16 protein-coding genes are annotated in these 16570 nt (G+C 50.9%); 2 read left to right on the forward strand and 14 right to left on the reverse strand.

Translation table 11 applies throughout. The features are described from left to right. From Q8K39_RS13670 to Q8K39_RS13720, 11 genes are all read right to left on the reverse strand, one after another. The coding region (locus Q8K39_RS13670) for a hypothetical protein (protein WP_305260988.1) at positions 1 to 281 on the reverse strand (281 nt) is incomplete at its 3' end. Positions 282 to 362: 81 nt separating this feature from the next. Next, on the reverse strand, positions 363 to 560 hold the full coding sequence (locus Q8K39_RS13675; RefSeq protein WP_305260989.1) for a hypothetical protein: 198 nt from the start codon (positions 558 to 560) through the stop codon (positions 363 to 365). Between the two features lie 106 nt (positions 561 to 666). Continuing rightward, positions 667 to 1062: a hypothetical protein gene (locus Q8K39_RS13680; RefSeq protein WP_305260990.1), complete on the reverse strand. Its 396-nt coding sequence runs from the start codon at positions 1060 to 1062 to the stop codon at positions 667 to 669. 295 nt (positions 1063 to 1357) lie between these two features. Next, positions 1358 to 1585, reverse strand: a complete 228-nt coding sequence (locus Q8K39_RS13685; RefSeq protein WP_305260992.1) for a hypothetical protein — start codon at positions 1583 to 1585, stop codon at positions 1358 to 1360. A 204-nt stretch (positions 1586 to 1789) separates the two neighbouring features. After that, entirely contained in the window at positions 1790 to 1966 is a 177-nt protein-coding gene (locus Q8K39_RS13690; RefSeq protein WP_305260994.1) for a hypothetical protein, read from the reverse strand. A gap of 232 nt (positions 1967 to 2198) precedes the next feature. Next, on the reverse strand, positions 2199 to 2672 hold the full coding sequence (locus Q8K39_RS13695) for a hypothetical protein (RefSeq protein ID WP_305260996.1): 474 nt from the start codon (positions 2670 to 2672) through the stop codon (positions 2199 to 2201). A 297-nt stretch (positions 2673 to 2969) separates the two neighbouring features. After that, positions 2970 to 3359 carry an ankyrin repeat domain-containing protein gene (locus Q8K39_RS13700; protein ID WP_305260998.1) on the reverse strand — a complete coding sequence of 130 codons (390 nt, stop codon included), beginning with the start codon at positions 3357 to 3359 and terminating at the stop codon, positions 2970 to 2972. Positions 3360 to 3711: 352 nt separating this feature from the next. Beyond that, the gene (locus Q8K39_RS13705) at positions 3712 to 4665 is read right to left on the reverse strand and encodes a PD-(D/E)XK motif protein (protein ID WP_305261001.1); all 954 of its coding nucleotides are present in this window, start codon (positions 4663 to 4665) and stop codon (positions 3712 to 3714) included. Further along, positions 4658 to 6970 (reverse strand): Z1 domain-containing protein, encoded by a 2313-nt coding sequence (locus Q8K39_RS13710; RefSeq protein WP_305261003.1) that lies wholly within the window; start codon positions 6968 to 6970, stop codon positions 4658 to 4660. Before Q8K39_RS13710 ends, Q8K39_RS13705 begins: the two co-directional genes overlap by 8 nt. Further along, a complete protein-coding gene (locus Q8K39_RS13715) occupies positions 6963 to 8945 on the reverse strand; it encodes an ATP-binding protein (RefSeq protein ID WP_305261005.1) in 1983 nt (660 codons plus the stop codon). Before Q8K39_RS13715 ends, Q8K39_RS13710 begins: the two co-directional genes overlap by 8 nt. Next, positions 8942 to 10495 (reverse strand): DNA cytosine methyltransferase, encoded by a 1554-nt coding sequence (locus Q8K39_RS13720; protein WP_305261007.1) that lies wholly within the window; start codon positions 10493 to 10495, stop codon positions 8942 to 8944. Before Q8K39_RS13720 ends, Q8K39_RS13715 begins: the two co-directional genes overlap by 4 nt. A gap of 178 nt (positions 10496 to 10673) precedes the next feature. On the opposite strand from Q8K39_RS13720, the gene Q8K39_RS13725 reads away from it, so the two are divergent. Next, positions 10674 to 11204, forward strand: a complete 531-nt coding sequence (locus Q8K39_RS13725) for a very short patch repair endonuclease (RefSeq protein ID WP_305261008.1) — start codon at positions 10674 to 10676, stop codon at positions 11202 to 11204. A 124-nt stretch (positions 11205 to 11328) separates the two neighbouring features. Then, complete coding sequence (locus tag Q8K39_RS13730; protein WP_305261009.1) at positions 11329 to 12786, forward strand: DNA sulfur modification protein DndB; 1458 nt, start codon at positions 11329 to 11331, stop codon at positions 12784 to 12786. 421 nt (positions 12787 to 13207) lie between these two features. Here the strand turns inward: Q8K39_RS13730 and Q8K39_RS13735 are convergent, their stop codons facing one another. From Q8K39_RS13735 to Q8K39_RS13745, 3 genes are read right to left on the reverse strand one after another with little or no spacing between them, the layout of a single operon-like run. Next, positions 13208 to 14713 carry a hypothetical protein gene (locus tag Q8K39_RS13735; RefSeq protein WP_305261010.1) on the reverse strand — a complete coding sequence of 502 codons (1506 nt, stop codon included), beginning with the start codon at positions 14711 to 14713 and terminating at the stop codon, positions 13208 to 13210. After that, positions 14710 to 15462, reverse strand: coding sequence for a hypothetical protein (locus tag Q8K39_RS13740; RefSeq protein ID WP_305261012.1), 753 nt, complete (start codon positions 15460 to 15462; stop codon positions 14710 to 14712). Before Q8K39_RS13740 ends, Q8K39_RS13735 begins: the two co-directional genes overlap by 4 nt. Before the next feature lie 30 nt (positions 15463 to 15492). Continuing rightward, positions 15493 to 16230: an RES family NAD+ phosphorylase gene (locus tag Q8K39_RS13745; RefSeq protein WP_305261013.1), complete on the reverse strand. Its 738-nt coding sequence runs from the start codon at positions 16228 to 16230 to the stop codon at positions 15493 to 15495. Between the last annotated feature and the right edge of the window lie 340 nt (positions 16231 to 16570).

Here is a 16570-nt window from a genome sequence, read left to right on the forward strand (position 1 = left end):
CCCTGAAACAGTGGATAGAGAATGAACGCAGTGATGGGAGTACCGCTCTGGCTCGTGTCTAAAAATTTCTGGATGGCGCTCAGGGCAATCCATTCCTGACTGAAGAAGCCAGCGTTGGTATTGGCATAAACACTGAACTGGATTTCGGATTTGGCCGTGCAGCCGACGTGATAGGTCAGTGTCGATTTGCCTGAGAGGGAAGGGCAGGTTGCAACTTTCAGGATGCGGATTGCGGTGCTGGAAACTGCAGGTGCATGATTGATGGTGGTTGCTGATTTCATGGTGAGATTCCTTTGTGTTGATGGGGATGGGTACTTGGGTGCTTCTATATAAGATGCCCAAAAAGCCGCAACGGCTTTGTGTCATCTGGTCGTCGTCAATACCGCCGGGTGACGGCGAAGTACGTCTAGTAACGCAAGACACTCGGCATGAGCACGTGGCACCTTCGCCTCGAACTCGATGATTCCTGCGCGCTCCTCAAATTCCTCACGCTGGTTGTCATCAAGAAGGTTGACCATGTCGGCGACAAGTGCGTCCAAAGGTGGGGTGGGTTTTTGCATGGCGTCTCCAGAAGTGATGCTTGGAAATGAAAACGCCACCAAGACCGGGAAGGCCTGGGTGGCGTCGTAGGGGAGTGCAAGGAAGGGTTGTGCCGGCGGTAACGCTTCAGTCTGCCGGGGCTGCATATTCGGCACACATGGCCAGCAACTCGGCATCAATACCCAGGTGCTTCGGGATGTAGATATCGATGCCGAAGCCCTCGTCGTTCAGGATGAAGACCATTTCATAGCAACCGGCGTGTTCCTCCAGGACTTCAAAAGAAGGCATGAAATCCGGATCGCCGAAGTGGGCGTCATCGAATAGGTTATGCAGGATGCGGCAACTGGTTTCCTGTTCTAGCGATTCCACGCTGTCGCCGGGTTCAACGACGATCATGTAGCCATGCAGGTCGTAGTCGTAGGGATCACCGTCACAAATCTCGATGAACCGCTGCTCGACCAAGCTGCGAATGTCAGGATCGACAATGCTGCTTGCCAATACGGGATCACGCAGGATGAGCATGAGTCACCGCCTTTCTGGGAAGTGAATGCGGATACCACCATCCCTTCCTGCGTTTCTTGCGCTTGCCTCCATCGGTGATGCTGATAACGAAATTGCTCATGAGTACCTCCGGGGTATGGACGAAAAAAATGCCCGCTAATGGCAGGCACGATGGGGTGGGACTACGGGTGAAACAGCTAAACGGGGGATGCAGCAGGCGTGTTACTCACCATTTTTATTGCCTTTGAAGCGTTGCCATACGAACAGCAGGCCGACGAACAGGGCAACGGCAAAGACGATCAATCGAAGGCTCAGCTCAGCCATTGTTCTCTCCTTCAACAATCTCGAAGCTGCCAGGGCCATTGCCTTCATCGTCCGCCAGAATGATCAAGCGCCTGACTTCGCCATCCTTACATTTGATAGCTAGTCCGAAGAACTCGTCGCCGAATTCATCCACACCGGTACGAACGGCATCCTTTATGACCCCGCCAACCAAAGGTTTGAGTTGCTCAATATAGAATTGCGTGTGCTTGTTTGCATCCATGTCCTGCTCCTTTTCAATAATAAAAAAGGAGGGGAATCCCCCTCCGGGTAGCGCATTGAGCGGAATTCACTTGTAACTACATTTTTGCTGCGACATCCTTGCTGGATATGGAATTGATCATGATTACCTCCGTTGTATGGACGAAAAAAATACCCGCTCGGGGTAGGCACGATGGGGTGAATCAGCAAGTAGGGAAAGCGCTAGTCACTCACCCTTTTTATTGCTTTTGAAGGGTTGCCACACGAACAGCAGACCGACGAACAGGGCTACGGCAAGGACAACCACCAACATAGCCTTGAGGACGGTGATCCACACGGACATGGCACCGAGTTGAATGAGTCCAATGGCTGTTGCAGTTGCAATCAAGAATGCCCAGAACATAGATGCTCCTTACTGAAGTTAAAAAAGCGAAAGCCCCAATGACCAAGGCGGCCAAAGGGGCTTTCGGAGGGTTGCGACGCTTTCATGTTTATTGAGCCCATAGCGTCGCCGAAGGCTCTTCTTGTTATTTGGTCAGGTCATGGATTCGAGGTTGATCACGTAGATGATTGGTGGCATAAATGCATGGCCAGTTTGACTGTCAGGAAGGGAGCTGCACGTGAGAGAAGCCGGATTAATGTGTAAGTACGAAGTAGATGATTGCCAGCACCAGCCAAGCCCCGAGCAGGTAACCAATGACCGTCAAGATCATGAATAGAGTGGAGAAGAGGGCATTGCGCATTTCATCGCCGAGCCAGCGCAACAGCATCCTGATCCAGAACCAGGCCCACTCTGCGACATGCTTGACTGCATGCCAATAAGAATCGCAGACCGCCGCAAAATCCTCTTTTAGTCTTGCGTGGATTTCAAGGCTGTCCTTACTTTTTCCAAAAGTCCTCTTGAGTAAATTTTCAATTCCTATCCATGGGATAACAAACAAACACGTAAAAACGAGACTTAGGCTGAGCCTGGGAGCAAACCGGGCATCGATATTTCTCATTAACTCCTGCGACTTGCGAATGTTGTCCATGGACTCTTGGTGGAGGCTATGGTTTTTTCGAATGTCATCCTTGAGTTGCTTGGTGACAGAATTGCGCTGACGACTCATTACAAGACCTCACTTTCGTGGTTTGGAATGTGAAAGACCCCGGACATCCGCAAGCAATGCAGACGACCAGGGGCTAGGTGATGATGTGGCGCTGAAACTGTTGGGGCGATGCTGTGTCCGTTCGTCCGGTGAACTTGGCTGCCGTCCATCCAGCTGACCGCAGATTCTTGATTGCTCGACTTCGCTTTCTTGCCATGTTGTCTCCGCGTTATGGACGTAAAAAAGCCCGCTGACCAGAAGGCGCAGCAGGCGCGTTAAGAGATAAAAGGTTAGGAGCCTAAAGTTAACGGGATCGCTTCAAAGCACTGAAGCGACAGCATTGTTCCCCAGCCTGACGGAAATTTCTTTCGCTGTGAACCCGTCTTCATCCTTCAGGCCAGTATCGGCTCCGCTCTTGAGTAACTCTTGGGCTGCGTTCGCCCTGTCGTGGATGGCCGCTTTCATTAGGGCGGTGACGCCATACTCGGTAACCGCATCCAGAGTTGCCCCTGCATGTAAGAGCAGTTGAAGCATTCCTACGTCACCGTAAGTGGCTGCCCGCATCAAAGGTGTTAAACCTCGTGGATCACGGCAATCCGGGTTGGCTCCTTTTTCTATCGCTATGAGAGCTAGGTCAAGGTCTCCAACCGCAGCCGCATGCAGAAGCAATTGATTGGTATCAACAGGTTTGGGTTCGGGCTGTGTCATGAAATCTCCTTATTACTATTTTCCGTACTGTTCAAAGTCACTAACCATTGCGTGCTGGTGATTTCTCTAAATATTCTCATCGAAAATACTGTGTACAACAATTGATATTGAGTTAGGTTTTGAAATTCACTCAGACGGTCTTCATCGGAAGAATATAGCTAGCCAAAAGCTGGCCTAACTTGTGCGATTTCTGAATTCGATTGCGAGCGGTTCGGTTGTCTTATCCGGAAAGGTCTGCACCATTTTGAAGTTAGGCAACGGGTGCAGACCGACTATTTACACCAACAGCTAGCTGTACAGGAGTATCAAATATGATTTCAAACTTCTGAAAGACTCACGTAGGCGGGCGCCATTACATCGATTTTATGAGTCCATCCACTTCACTTCGATCAAGTACCGCGCGAGACGAAATGTCAATTGTGTATTTAATTGCTGTAATTCCCCTAGTGGGGACGTAGTTATCTGGCAAGCGCGGGAATGATCCTTCAACCTCAAAGAATTGAGCGTCCCGCATGTTGAATTTCTTTAATTCACTAGATTGCCGAAGCCCTTCGTGCCAACGCATCTTTGCCAGACGGGACTCAAATGCATCAATTGCTTTTCCATCGATACCAAGCGCAGCAATTACTTCGTCTATCAGCGTAGCGAGGGTAGCCTCGCCACCTTCAGATTTTTCCAGTTGGATGGAGGCAAATAGTAATCTTTTGCCACTAGGGGCCCGCAGTTGATCCATACGTGAAATTTCATGTTTGTCTTCCGACCTCGTAGTGGTTTTCACTTCGATATGGACGTTGTCTCCGATAAAGTCATGCCGCTCTGCATCAGGGCCGCTCCACAACGAACACGCTCGAGCGCCAATATTGGGGATCAAGACGTAGCATAGGACCCAAATTTCCCCAAATAATCCGATCTGCTCTGACAAGGTCAAATCAGGCTTCAAGGGCCTCAGTGCCCCACGAAACTCATTGATTGTTTCCAAAACCACATCGATGGGCTTCCGGCCTTGGACAGACACACCTACGAAGATCTCGTTCGCCATTGGGGTGAAGATCATCTCGTAGTGACCCTTGGCATAGACATCCAAGTAGATCCTATCCGTCTCAATAATCTGGACGACGACGGCTTCCAGTTCCTGCGGGACCTCTACGGGCTCTTCGCCAATTGCTATTATTAAATGGAGGGATCCATCTTCATCGACACCCATTAGGCATCCGTTAATCGCAGGATCGACCTGTTCTACAAGCATGCCTGATCCGCGCGACTGGCTTTTGAGGCTCAACCACCTAGCAGCCGTAATGCTACTCATAGGCAACCCCACGGTTCACGACGAACGACTTACCCTCGTCAGAAGTCTTGGGAAGTGACAAGGCAATCCCGATAACCGTCCGCACCTGCGCGTTTAGGAGTTGGGGATCCAACGGATAGATCATCAACAACCCATGGCTGGGTGGTCTCGTATGACGCATCGCCCTAGCGTTATACGTAGTACCCCTTCGATAGGCTTCCGGCCCGCCATGTAAATCCACGCCTTCATGACGTGGTTCCGTTAGGATGCCGATGGACTCGGTGGCGGTAAGAGAGCGGCGAACTAGGCCGTAGGAACGGCTCCCGAGCAATACTTGGCGGTCCCGATCAGGGCTTGCCACGAATATTGTCCAAACAGCCAATTCACCAGCGTTTGCCCTCTCCATAATCCAGTCAGCGATCATGTCCCCACGAAATGCCAATGTATCCTCGTGAACAATGAATTCCCTCAGGAATTTACTGACTACTGAAGCAGGTACATCGTGTGCCAGACTCCCGCCATAGGCGTCCTGTGTTGGAACGTGAACAGTCAGCAGATCTGCGGTCAGGGCGGCATTGTGATCAAGAATGGAGGCGTTCCGCAGGGGGAAGAGAATTGTCTGGGGGTTCTCGCAAGACCACGACCGGCTGCTCTCTTCCAGCATCCTGCTTTTTTGCTTGCTGGTCAGCATCAGCTCCGAATGAGACCGCATCCTGATAGCCATTTCATCGGGGTGGCGACCCGCTCTGTTCATTGCAGTAATGGCATCCCGCAGAGACTCCTCGACCAATGCCAGTTCGACAAACCACTGTGCAATAGCTTCTGTCGTCCAGATGCGTATCAAATCGTCGTACCCTGAACGAAAACCGTACCAACGTGCCATTTGCAGCAACGAATCCGCCATGCTTGTTGTCCGTAGGAAATAAGCAATAGTTAATCCCTCTAGGGTTAACCCACGAGACAGACGGTTACCACCCACGGCGATTAACTGACGATCAGGCTTCTCCTCATATTCCAACTGTTCGCCAGTAGTGCTGTTTAGGACTACAACTTGTATCCGAGACAGATTGATAACAGCTTCATCCAGCACTACATCGCGACCGCTAGGCATGGCAATTTCGCCAAGATCATTCAGCGCTGAGCTGAGCATCACTCGCAGACTGCCTGGTACAACACGATCATGATCTCGCCAGCCTTTGATTTGCTGCTCAATGGCGGCGCCAATGCGAAGTTGATCGGCCTGCATCTGGGAGACATGGACCAACATCGTGTGAGGCTTGCCAGCCTGTTTACGTAGAAGCCTGATTGCCCCGGCCACCGCGAACACTAGTACCGCGTCGCAAAGGGATTGCGGAAGGGATTGCAGCTCTTCCACCACTAGAAGATCACGTTTCTTGCGACGCTTTGGCTTAAGGGCGCGAACATCGTTATCGGCGACCGAGCGCATAACATCACGTCCCTGCGACGTCACGCCAAACAACTCTTCGGTTCCCGTATAACCATCAGGTCGCGGAAGCTGGACGACAAAATCTTTAGGGAAGAGGTCGGTCCCCACCTCGCGATCAACGGCACCTGGATCGATCAGGATGTTAGCAAATGGGGTTGCTGTATAGGCAATGTAGGCGGCCCGTGGTATCCGTTGTAGGGTGTCCCGTATAAGTGCGTTTGTAAGCGACGGATTGTTTGAGTCACTTTCCGTGTCATCATCAACGCTCGGATCCCTCCGATTACCCTTTGTGTTGATGGAGGCTTGGTCTGCTTCGTCATCGATTACCAGGACAGGGATGTCGCCTAATTGTCCATCAAGATCTCTGATCCATTGGTTAAGGCGGCGGAGAATCGGCGTGATTTTCTTGGCGACCACCAGTACTGTGCCGGCACCATCAAAACCATTCGCTACTACAGGATTTTGAAAGTCCTCCGTCTCGCTCGTCAAAGTGGTCCACTTTCCCCCAATGCAGACCAATTCCTTGTTGAGTCGCTTCTGCGTTTGATTCCTTAGCGAATCATGGATGCCAGAGAGGACGATGATCAACCGATAGCCAACGTCAGCGGCACGGGCAGCAACCGCTGTGAAATTCGCTGTTTTACCGCTCTGGACATATCCAACGACTAGTCCACGACATTGATATTCCGTACGTCCGATAGGCGTGGTCTTTCCAATGATCCGCAGGGACTCTTCAGCAACAGAGTCCACCTGATGTGGCTTCCACTTCGGTTGTTCATGAAGAAAAGTCTCATGGCGCTCCCAATTCGTCCACTGCGTACCATCGGTCCAGTTACGAATCTTCGGCTTTACGGTAAAACGCGAAAAGATCTCAGGCATCAAGCAGCGTCTTTATCACATCAGCCTGCTCCAGCACCAGAAGGAACTTCGAAAGTGCTGCCTTGGCAAAGGGATCAGCATCGATAGCCCTCACAAGGTCGACCAGCTCCGGGATTCTTGGCGTCACCTCAACGTGTTCACCCGTAAAACTAATCTTCCGCTCCCAAGGGAGGCTCCCTGCGTCAACGATCCGAATAGGGTTTGCGCTGGCCTTAGCTGGCATTGTCTTAGACCCACCAAAAGGTGTTGGAGTTCGAGTGCCTCCAGTTCCAACTGTAGTAGAGGGTGATCCGGAGCTACCACCTGCCGGTGATGGAGCTGTGGGCGGAGTCGTACTCTTACCTGTCTTTCTATAGCGTGAGCGGGCTTCTGCGCGGGGATCCTTAACGATGTCGCGAATGTATTCCTTCACTGTTACGGGAAGGCGGATCTCTTGTTTAGAGATGTTGACCTGCAGAGAATCATCGGACTTGCGATCAAAATCTATGGCAACGCGCACCAGCTTTGTTTTTTCGTCGACGGCAAATATATTTTCCCAGCCACCCCACTTAATCAACCGGTCCAAGCGATAGAAATACAAGCCCTGCGTTTCATTCCACCGACCGTATAACGAGATGCGATCTCGGGCAACGCGAACAGCTTCGGGACCTTCGGCGCTGTGATGCCGTTCCACCTCGTCTTCATTCGGGGTGATGTATGCCTGCACAGAGATGACTGCTTTATTTACGGGGTCAGCCTCATTAAGGGTAATGGTTCGTGGATCGAATGCTTTGGTCAAGACGTGACCCATCGGATTATTACCTACCAACGGGACACCATTCAGGTTGATCGTAACTTTCTCGCGCCCCTTGACGGTGCCTTCCAAATATCGATGAAAGACTAGTTCCAGGTGCTCACGAATGGAGGTCACTTCTACTGTGTACGGATCAATATTCTTTACCGTCTCCATCTCAGCTGGCGGTCGCATCTTAGTTAGCAACACGGCTGTTCCCGTGTCGGGAATAGCGACATCTGCAGAATATTTTTCGTCTACGGGGTTGGTCAATACGTCCCACTTACGGGTCTTGGCAAGATGATCCTTGTCCCAAGTCATTGAAGAAAGATCGCTAGCCGCTGCTTTCGTCACCACAGTCATGCAATCCGCCTGCGACCATGAAGCCCCTTTTAAACCATAGCCAAATTTTCCAAGATCACTCCCGCCATAGATCCGCTGGTTACCTACTCGCATGGCATTTCGCAATTCGTCCAGGGTCATTCCCTTGCCGTTGTCGCGGACACACATCCATCGTCCACCGTCATTAGGGTTAGGGAATTTGATATCGATCGTGGTTGCCCCTGCCGAAATGCTGTTGTCGACAAGATCAGCTACGGCACTAGAAAGACGATGTCCCGCACGCGCAAGGATGTCAAATAGGCCGACAGGATCAGGTTCAAGACTATTAGGGTTCGATGCTATGGAGGTCATGTGTTCGGTCTTGGGAAAAAGATTTGGGAAATGCTCACTAAGAATACGCAAGGAATGAGCACCCTCGTTTCCGAACAAGGCGATCATGCCAGATTGATCCAAACGCCCGCTTTCTCCGTGGTTAATGATTGCTTCGCAAGCTGGATGGTTTGCAGGGATAACCACCCATGCGGCGGCCGCAGGTAACGTGGACGAGTCCACAGACATGGCGAAAAGAACACCGGGTTCTACAAATTTAAAATAGGAACTCTTGGGACAATTGCCCTCAAATCGCCAGTTTTTATCCTGTCTTTTTAACCACTGCTGTTTCTCAACGACCGTCGTTTCATCATCTAAACATCGGCAGTTGATGAGAATCTTTTCAGAATCTTTTGCAGATGGGAAAACTCGATCCACCACATCCCCGTCAAAGTTAATCGCTCTCTGCTTGGAACCTTCACGTCCATCGCGGTAGGCGTGAAACATGCCCAGTTCGCTATGCGTCAACCGGCGAAGAATAGTGAATTTCATTTTTTACCCGCAGTCGTATCTATCAAAGATTGATTCAGACCAAGCAGCTGCACTCGCATGTCAGTAATCGCTGGCGCACCAAGATTGCTTCTCATAGACATTGCAATAGCATAGGCAAACAGTGCCGGAACTGCATTCCCTATTTGTTTCAGAGCAGGGTTCATAGACCCTTTAAAAATGAAGCCGTCAGGAAACGACTGTAAGCGTGCCGCTTCACGGATAGAAATGGTCCGAGCTTGTTCTGAATCAAAATGGATGTGGGAATAAGAGTCCTTGCCAAGGTGAGCCAACAGCGTCCGGACAGGTTTCTTGGAATCCAGTTTCCACCACTTATTGGGAAACTTTGAAGGATCGTAGGGAATTCGCCACAAATTAATGAAATCACGGACTTCAGATTGCCGTGGATTGGTTGAAAGACCACTACGCTTTCTTGACTTCAACCACTCAGCGATCTTCTGTTCCACGTAGTTGTGGATCTGCGGGTACTCCCAGCCCTCCGATATCTCTGCAAATATTTTGTAGTCTCGAGGCAGGTAGCGAATCACGTGTCCCGTGGTGAACTCCTTGGTCACGAACCCATGCCATTGCCGCATCATCCGCGAATATGCCGTAGATGGCGTGGATGTAGTGTAACGAACGGGTTCCAGCGGGTTTTTCACACCACGGCGCAATTCCCCACGATTAAACATCTGCAGAGCGTAAATGGGTGGCAAATCAGCGAGAGCCTCCCTTGCTGTAGTTGCAGGAGGCAAAGAGGCATCTGGGTCAGCCACGAATCGATGATGGTCAGAACCATGATCCTTGATCACCTGTCGGGCAGTATTCTTGGAACCTGTATACCCTTGGGGCAGAATTACATGATGCGTTGGCTTTGGAAATGACGGCGAGATGCCAGAGTCACGATGAAACCCAATTAGGATCATGCGTTCTCGAGTCTGGGGAACCCCGTACCAGGAAGCATTTAAAAGTGTGTAGGCTACTTCGTAACCTTCGTCTGAAAGGCTCTTTGCAACCATTTCGGCAACGTTCTTGCCTCCATGATTGAGGATGTCTGGCACGTTTTCCATCAGCAGTGCTACTGGCTTGGTCATGCGGATGTATTGGACGTACCTTTCCCACAGGTTCACCCGTCCATCAACGAGGAAAGCTTGGTCCGCAGTCTCTTCAAGTCGCCGATGCGCCTGTTCACGCAATTTTGCCCTCCCCACCCGCGCGAAAGCTTGGCATGGCGGACCACCCACCAGAATGTCCACTTGGTCATCCACAGGACCATGAATCCCTAATTCGGCAAAGATCGTGGTGGGGTCTTCCTTGACAACATCACGCGCAACATGATGCGCCTGCTGATCGCCACCCATGGACCGAGGACCAAAATTTACACCATGGGATTGCGCGGCATGGGGGTCAATCTCAACGGATGCCACTGGTTGAAAACCAGCTGTAAGGAAGCCCAGCGAGATTCCACCACAACCGGCAAATAGGTCCATGTAGCGCGGAGGGTGACCACCTTGGATGCGGTGGAGTTTGTTGGTGATGAGATTCGTGGTCATAATGATGACACGCAGTTTATCAGCTAAAAATTCTGTTTTAGATACGCCCTCTGCTTAGCGGCTCCCAATTTCAGGAGAAGTTAAATGGTCGGGCAAGATCGCCATTACGCAATACAGGAAACAACTTGCGGGACAGTTTGAAAGCCATTGTTGCTGATACTGCAAGATAGGTGGGTGAATGACCGACGTACTTACCTCCGAACAGCGCCGCCTCAACATGAGCCATATTCGCGGACGCGATACCAAGCCAGAGATGCTGATTCGACGCGAGCTACACGCTCGTGGACTGCGATATCGACTTCATGATCGAACCCTGCCTGGTTGCCCCGATTTGGTTTTCTCGCGTTACCGAACTGTTGTTTTCATTCATGGCTGCTTTTGGCATTTGCACGGATGCCCCCTGTCCAAGTTGCCGGCAACTCGACGGGACTTCTGGCTAAAAAAACTGGAAGGCAATGTGAAGCGGGACAAAAATGCCATCAACGCTCTTCAGGCAGACCAATGGCATGTCCTAGTAATCTGGGAGTGCGCGCTACGCGGTCCAGGACAACAAGACTTATTCGAGATGTTTAATTCGATAGAATCGTATATCCGAGAAGGCAACCACAGTTTGTTAGATATAGCTGGAAAAGATGAGATGCTAATTGGTGATCGACCTGAATTCGGCCAAAGCGGACGGCTAAGCCATCAAACTACTTTGGAGGTGTAACACTGCTGGTGATTCGAAAGTCGTCTCCCTTACACATAAAATATCCCTGGAATGTATTTACATATTTCCTGGAGCTTGTTATTGTTCGTCCTGGTTATTTATAAATTGTATCCAGGAGGAATAAATGTACCCATCAAATGCACAAGGCAATCCTACACCACTCGCTTCTCTCGATGATTTGATGGAAGAGGGGGGGACAGCTGACAAGCCAATGAAAGTATTCATCGGGCACAACCTCGGCTTCCGTACATTCATGATGTACGTACCCATGCACGAATTCTTCGAAATGTCCGAAGTGGCAAATGATCCCACAAGGGATGGAGAGGCCATTTCTCAGCGCAAACTAGATCCGGCACATGCTCAGAAGCTTGCCTTGTATATTCTAAAAGGTTTGGTGACGGCTGCAATTGCCCGCCGATCCATCGAGAATAAAGCAGTTCCTGCGGGCTTTCTTGAAGTCCAAGGCAATCTTGGCAAACAGCCGTACCTTTCAGTTCAGCCGTTAGTCGTAAATATCCGTGAGTGCAATTCTGGCGGAGAGAATCTGCGTGGTGTCCGGATGATGACAGCTGAACATGAGACGGCTGCCTTTAAAATTTTTCTTTCGCAGAAGCATGTCCTTTGGGTAGTTGATGGACAACATCGCCGCAAGGGAATGGAGATGGTGTTCCAGTTTCTAGATGAGCTCCGAACTAAACGCGTCTACCCAAAGAAGGGAAGCCTGTATCAGTCACCCATCCAGGAAATTAGCTCTGAAGAAATGTCACTGTGGGAGGAGTGCTTCATAGTCGCCCGCACCTTCTGCACTGTTGGCGTTGAGGTACACCTTGGGCTTGACATTGACCAGGAGCGGCAACTCTTTCACGACCTGAATCGTCTTAGCAAGAAGGTCGAGACTAGTATTGCCCTAAGCTTCGACAACTCCAATCCCGTGAACCTGTTCATTAAGGAACGGATCATCACCAACCTCGGTGTCAAGGTACAGGAACGAGACCAAGCTGACTGGCACGCAGACGATGGAGCTGTATCGCGCAAGGACTTGGTGGCCATCAATGCAATCCTTTTCCTAAACAAGACCAACATAGCTAGCGCAACGCCGCCGGATGTGACCCCCAAGGCGGAAATTGCCTATCGCTTCTGGGAGGCTGTCACGGCCATTCCTGGATTTGGGGAACCGCAGGCTCGCGAGAAAACAGTGGCGGCTCAGCCCGTGGTCTTGAAAGCACTTGCCAAGCTTGTCTACGACTTCGCATTTAGTAACCGCCGGCCGGATAACAGTGAAGCTGTACTGAATCAGCTTCTTGACGGCATTACCGAGATCGATTTCTCGCACCAGAATTGGATGTGGCAGTACTTCGATCTGTCCGAGGCGGAACGTGCCACCCACCATATCAGTGACTTGGCGCGGTATTTGCCGGAAGACGATGCTAGCGTAAACCGCGATATCGGTAAGTTTCAGGGCGACTTCATGCGCTTCGGAGCCAAGCACAACGACATTTATCCGATCATTGGTGACATGATCCGATGGAAGCTGGAACTGCCAAATCGGCACAAGAAGGCCATCGTATTAGAGGATCTTTGACAACTTAAACTTACAGGGGCTCCGGCCCCTGTTTCTTTGTGTGGCCATGCGATTATGGCCCTCTGGTGCTGCGCGGCAGGGACGTCCAAGGTGTCCTCCAATGGCGGCAATCCAGCAGTCCCTAACATGCAGCTTAGTAGTGGGCAATTGATGCCCTGATTGCTTGGGGCGGTTCAGACTTGACCTGACAGAAAGCGCAAGTTCAGGCCGCTCCCTTTCGGACGCGAATGGCCAAGCGGAAGTTCAAGCACTGTCGTCTGGAGGCCTCATGCTCGGCCTTTGCGGTCAATCGGCCAGCATATTTCGATGGACCAAATCTGCGGCATCTGTTCTCGAAAGCCACATGCCATTAGATCGCATGAACTGACATCGCTTACCAATCGAGCCACCCCCAACGCTAACGCAATCATGATCGAAGCCCCTACATCCAAATGGCTTGATAAACAACGTCGCGGATGGTTTTGATCTTGACTGCACCTATATAGTCAATCCTGTCCAATTCCTCGTCCGAACTACTTGCCAGCTGTCCGACAGTTGTGATGCCGGCACCCACAAGTCGCTCAATCACTTTGTCCGTAAGACCATAAGGGTAAGCGGTTGACCTGCCAAGCACGCTAACCTGCTTCTCCAATATGGCAAGTCCATGTTCCTCGGGCAACACAGGAAGTTTGATGGCTTGGAATGCCATTCCTGAGACGTGAAGTTCTGCAGGCTCAGCCGAGCCGGTGATCCACTCTTCAATCATCTCAATCGTGAGCCGCTTCGTTGGAACCGAATCAAGCAGGTTGCACAAATTAATGGCGAAAATCGGACCTCTCCCCCCCGACTTCAATGAACGAGACGCCTCCCTGCGAGCGACGAACCCTAGGTATTCGAGAATCTCAAATATCTTTATGTACTGAGCGACAATTTGCCGATGAATCAGCACGCGGTCTTGTGCAATAGCGCGGGTTCTATCCTTAACCGGCCTTGCGGCATGTTCAACAATCACCTCAACAACTTCGCGTGCCGGATCGATCAGTGCTTCATAAACGCCGAGTTTTGGAGCCACCTCGTCCATTAGTGGCCAAAAGTAGTCCGATGCCATGTCTAATAAACACTGGGTCAACTCAGGAATTCCGATTTTTTCCTTTTCCTCGAAACGATTGCAGGCAAGTATGAAACCGCGAAGGTTTCCCACAACGGCCCGGCCAAGCAGGTTGGCAAACTGGGAGGGGGCAAGACGATCTGAAAACGTTGATCGCTCAGCCAATTTCGGATATCGAGCGCGAACAACATCAGGGAAAAATTCGGGCGCCGCAGAAACATCAGAACGACTGATATCGATAACTGTCGAATCGTTAAATACGTCGAATCTGATCCCAAACTTCGTCACGCCTGGATATATGGACGCTTTACACGATGTCAAACTGCTTGACAGAGTGCGAAAGAGGTCGAAAAAGACCTCTAGTGGCTTTTCACGTCCGATGTGTGCGGCGTCATCAAATAGCAGTACGAGTCGCATGCTCAGAGTCTGGGACAAGCTCGTGAGCCCAAGCTGAAGTGAAACCTGGTCGGTGGCGATGGCAAATTCGGAGACGAGATTGCGGTCCTTGATCTCATGTTGTATTGCTTGGGAGAGCAATACACAGAAGTGTCCTATGTACTCTTGCCCGTCGGATTGCAGCAATGGCAGGTAGCGCAGACTGACATACACTGGAAAGACATTGGGGAGCGCCCTCATTCTTCGATGGGTCTCAATTAGCAAAGCGCTCTTGCCGCTTCCGCGCCCTCCGCGCAACAAAACTGGGCCGTGCGCGCTCAGCTTTCGGATGATCATCTCATCATGTTGGGAGAAGCTGTGGTACTGGCTGAATTTCTCCGGTGGGCACTCTTCAGCCGCAAGGATCAACCCGGAATCAGTATCTGTGTTGTGTAAGTTGTTCAAGGTACGAGCTTTCTGAACGAAATGTAATGTTCCACGGCTTCGTCTGGCTTCAAAGACGCGTAGGCGGTTGGCACAAAGTGAGAAATCAATCCAAGTTTACTCACTAGCAGGAACGTCTCACGAATAGAGGTCTTGACAGTTAGCTCGTCAAACAGTAGTGCGCTTGTGAAGAACTCCCAATGTACGGCCTTTGACAGGGTGGAGTATAGCTGTGCGCTCTTTCCCCTTGTTTCTCCTATATAGACTTCCGCATCAATTAAGAGGACCTCCGCGAGCGTTGGCTCTGCCGGAATCGTGGACACGAAATCAAGCATTCGCTCTACGGCAGGCTTCCAATAGATATGTTCCAGGTACTTTGAAAACAGTGCTCTGCTAATTTTCGGTAGATCGTGGTCCGGGCTCCAAAGGGCTTGTGTCGGCTTGTCGTCCTGCATAACATCGCCTGTCCACGCAAAAGCTGATCGAGCACGCTTCCCATGTTCGTACTCCGGCTGCGCTTGGAATTCGCTCAGGTATAGCATTCGAAAGGGGTCAAGGCGGCCCACAATCGCGGCATAGGAGTTTTCGAGCAGCACACGAGCACAAAATGGCCCAAAGCTCAACATTTCATTGGAGACATCTTCCCTCAGAAAATTGTTCGCCTTTGATGCAAAGCCTTCTATTGAGGAAGAAAGCTGGCCTAGAGCGACCTTGGCTGTTCCTTCGCATCTGTTGTTGTAGCCGCAAAGTAGCGAGGAGAGGTTGTTCATTGTCTTTGATAAGGTTACGCGGTCTGAAGGTTAGCCAATGGTTGTTGGTGGGCGATCAGTGCAACACCACGATAGCCATAGATCGCCAGGTGAAAAGATGACGAGGTTGCTATAGCGGTTTTCTGGGCTGCCCCTTATACCTGGGACAAGCATGGCTGAAAATCCGGCTTTGGCTACGATATGGGCAAGCGTTTGGCTGAAAAGATAATTCCGCTTATCAGTAGCTATGGACTCGTCGGCGTGTTCGGCATAGTCGAATGCAATCTGCACAAAATTGCTAAGGCCGGCGCAGGCGAAATTCGCAATTTTAAGTCCTGCTGTAATGACGACATAATCTAGACAATAAAGTACCCTATCCGCCGTCTCATCGTTGGCGAATTCTGCTGCCACGCCTTTACGTGTAGTTGCCAAATAGAGGACTGGGCTTCCTTGTGGGTTGTATCGCCCAGCAGGTGCTTTGTCAGCTGGCGGAGGCCCAAACTCATCGAACGTTGGGGAAGGATGTTGGTGATTTGAAAAATGGCGCCCACGATATGCAGTAAACGTGGGCTCTGCTATCACCTCAGTTGATCGTATTAGGTTCTCAAATGTGGCGACTGCGGAATGAACAAGAAGGGAGCCCAAATCAGGACTCTCAAGCCATTCCAGAACCTCCCGCTCCTCAGCATGGTGCTCCTTCGATAGGAAGTTGGTAGTGCGTCCCGTAGAGCCTCGGGTGACGCTAGATTCAAGTTTGTCAGTGCAACCAGACTTTTCGCTAATTTGCATTCCAAGATTGTACGGTGGAGTTGTGCATTTGCAAGATTCACACGAGGGACCCGCCGGCAGGAACGTCCGAGGTGTCTTCCATAAGCGGCAACCCAGCAGCAACTCAAGCCCCACCCGACCCTATACCGAGCCGCAGCGCTCAATACCGACCCCATACAGACCCCTAGAACGCAAAAAAGCCACCCCAAAGGATGGCCTAAATGCTTGTTTTTACTACTGTATTCTGGCTCCCCGACCTGGACTCGAACCAGGGACCTGCGGATTAACAGTACAGGTCACCCAGAAATTTATGGTTTCCAAGTCGAAGAATTTCAAATCATTTTATCATGGAGTTCGGATT

It is taken from the genome of Undibacterium sp., assembly GCF_030683615.1.
GTDB lineage: Bacteria > Pseudomonadota > Gammaproteobacteria > Burkholderiales > Burkholderiaceae_D > Undibacterium > Undibacterium umbellatum.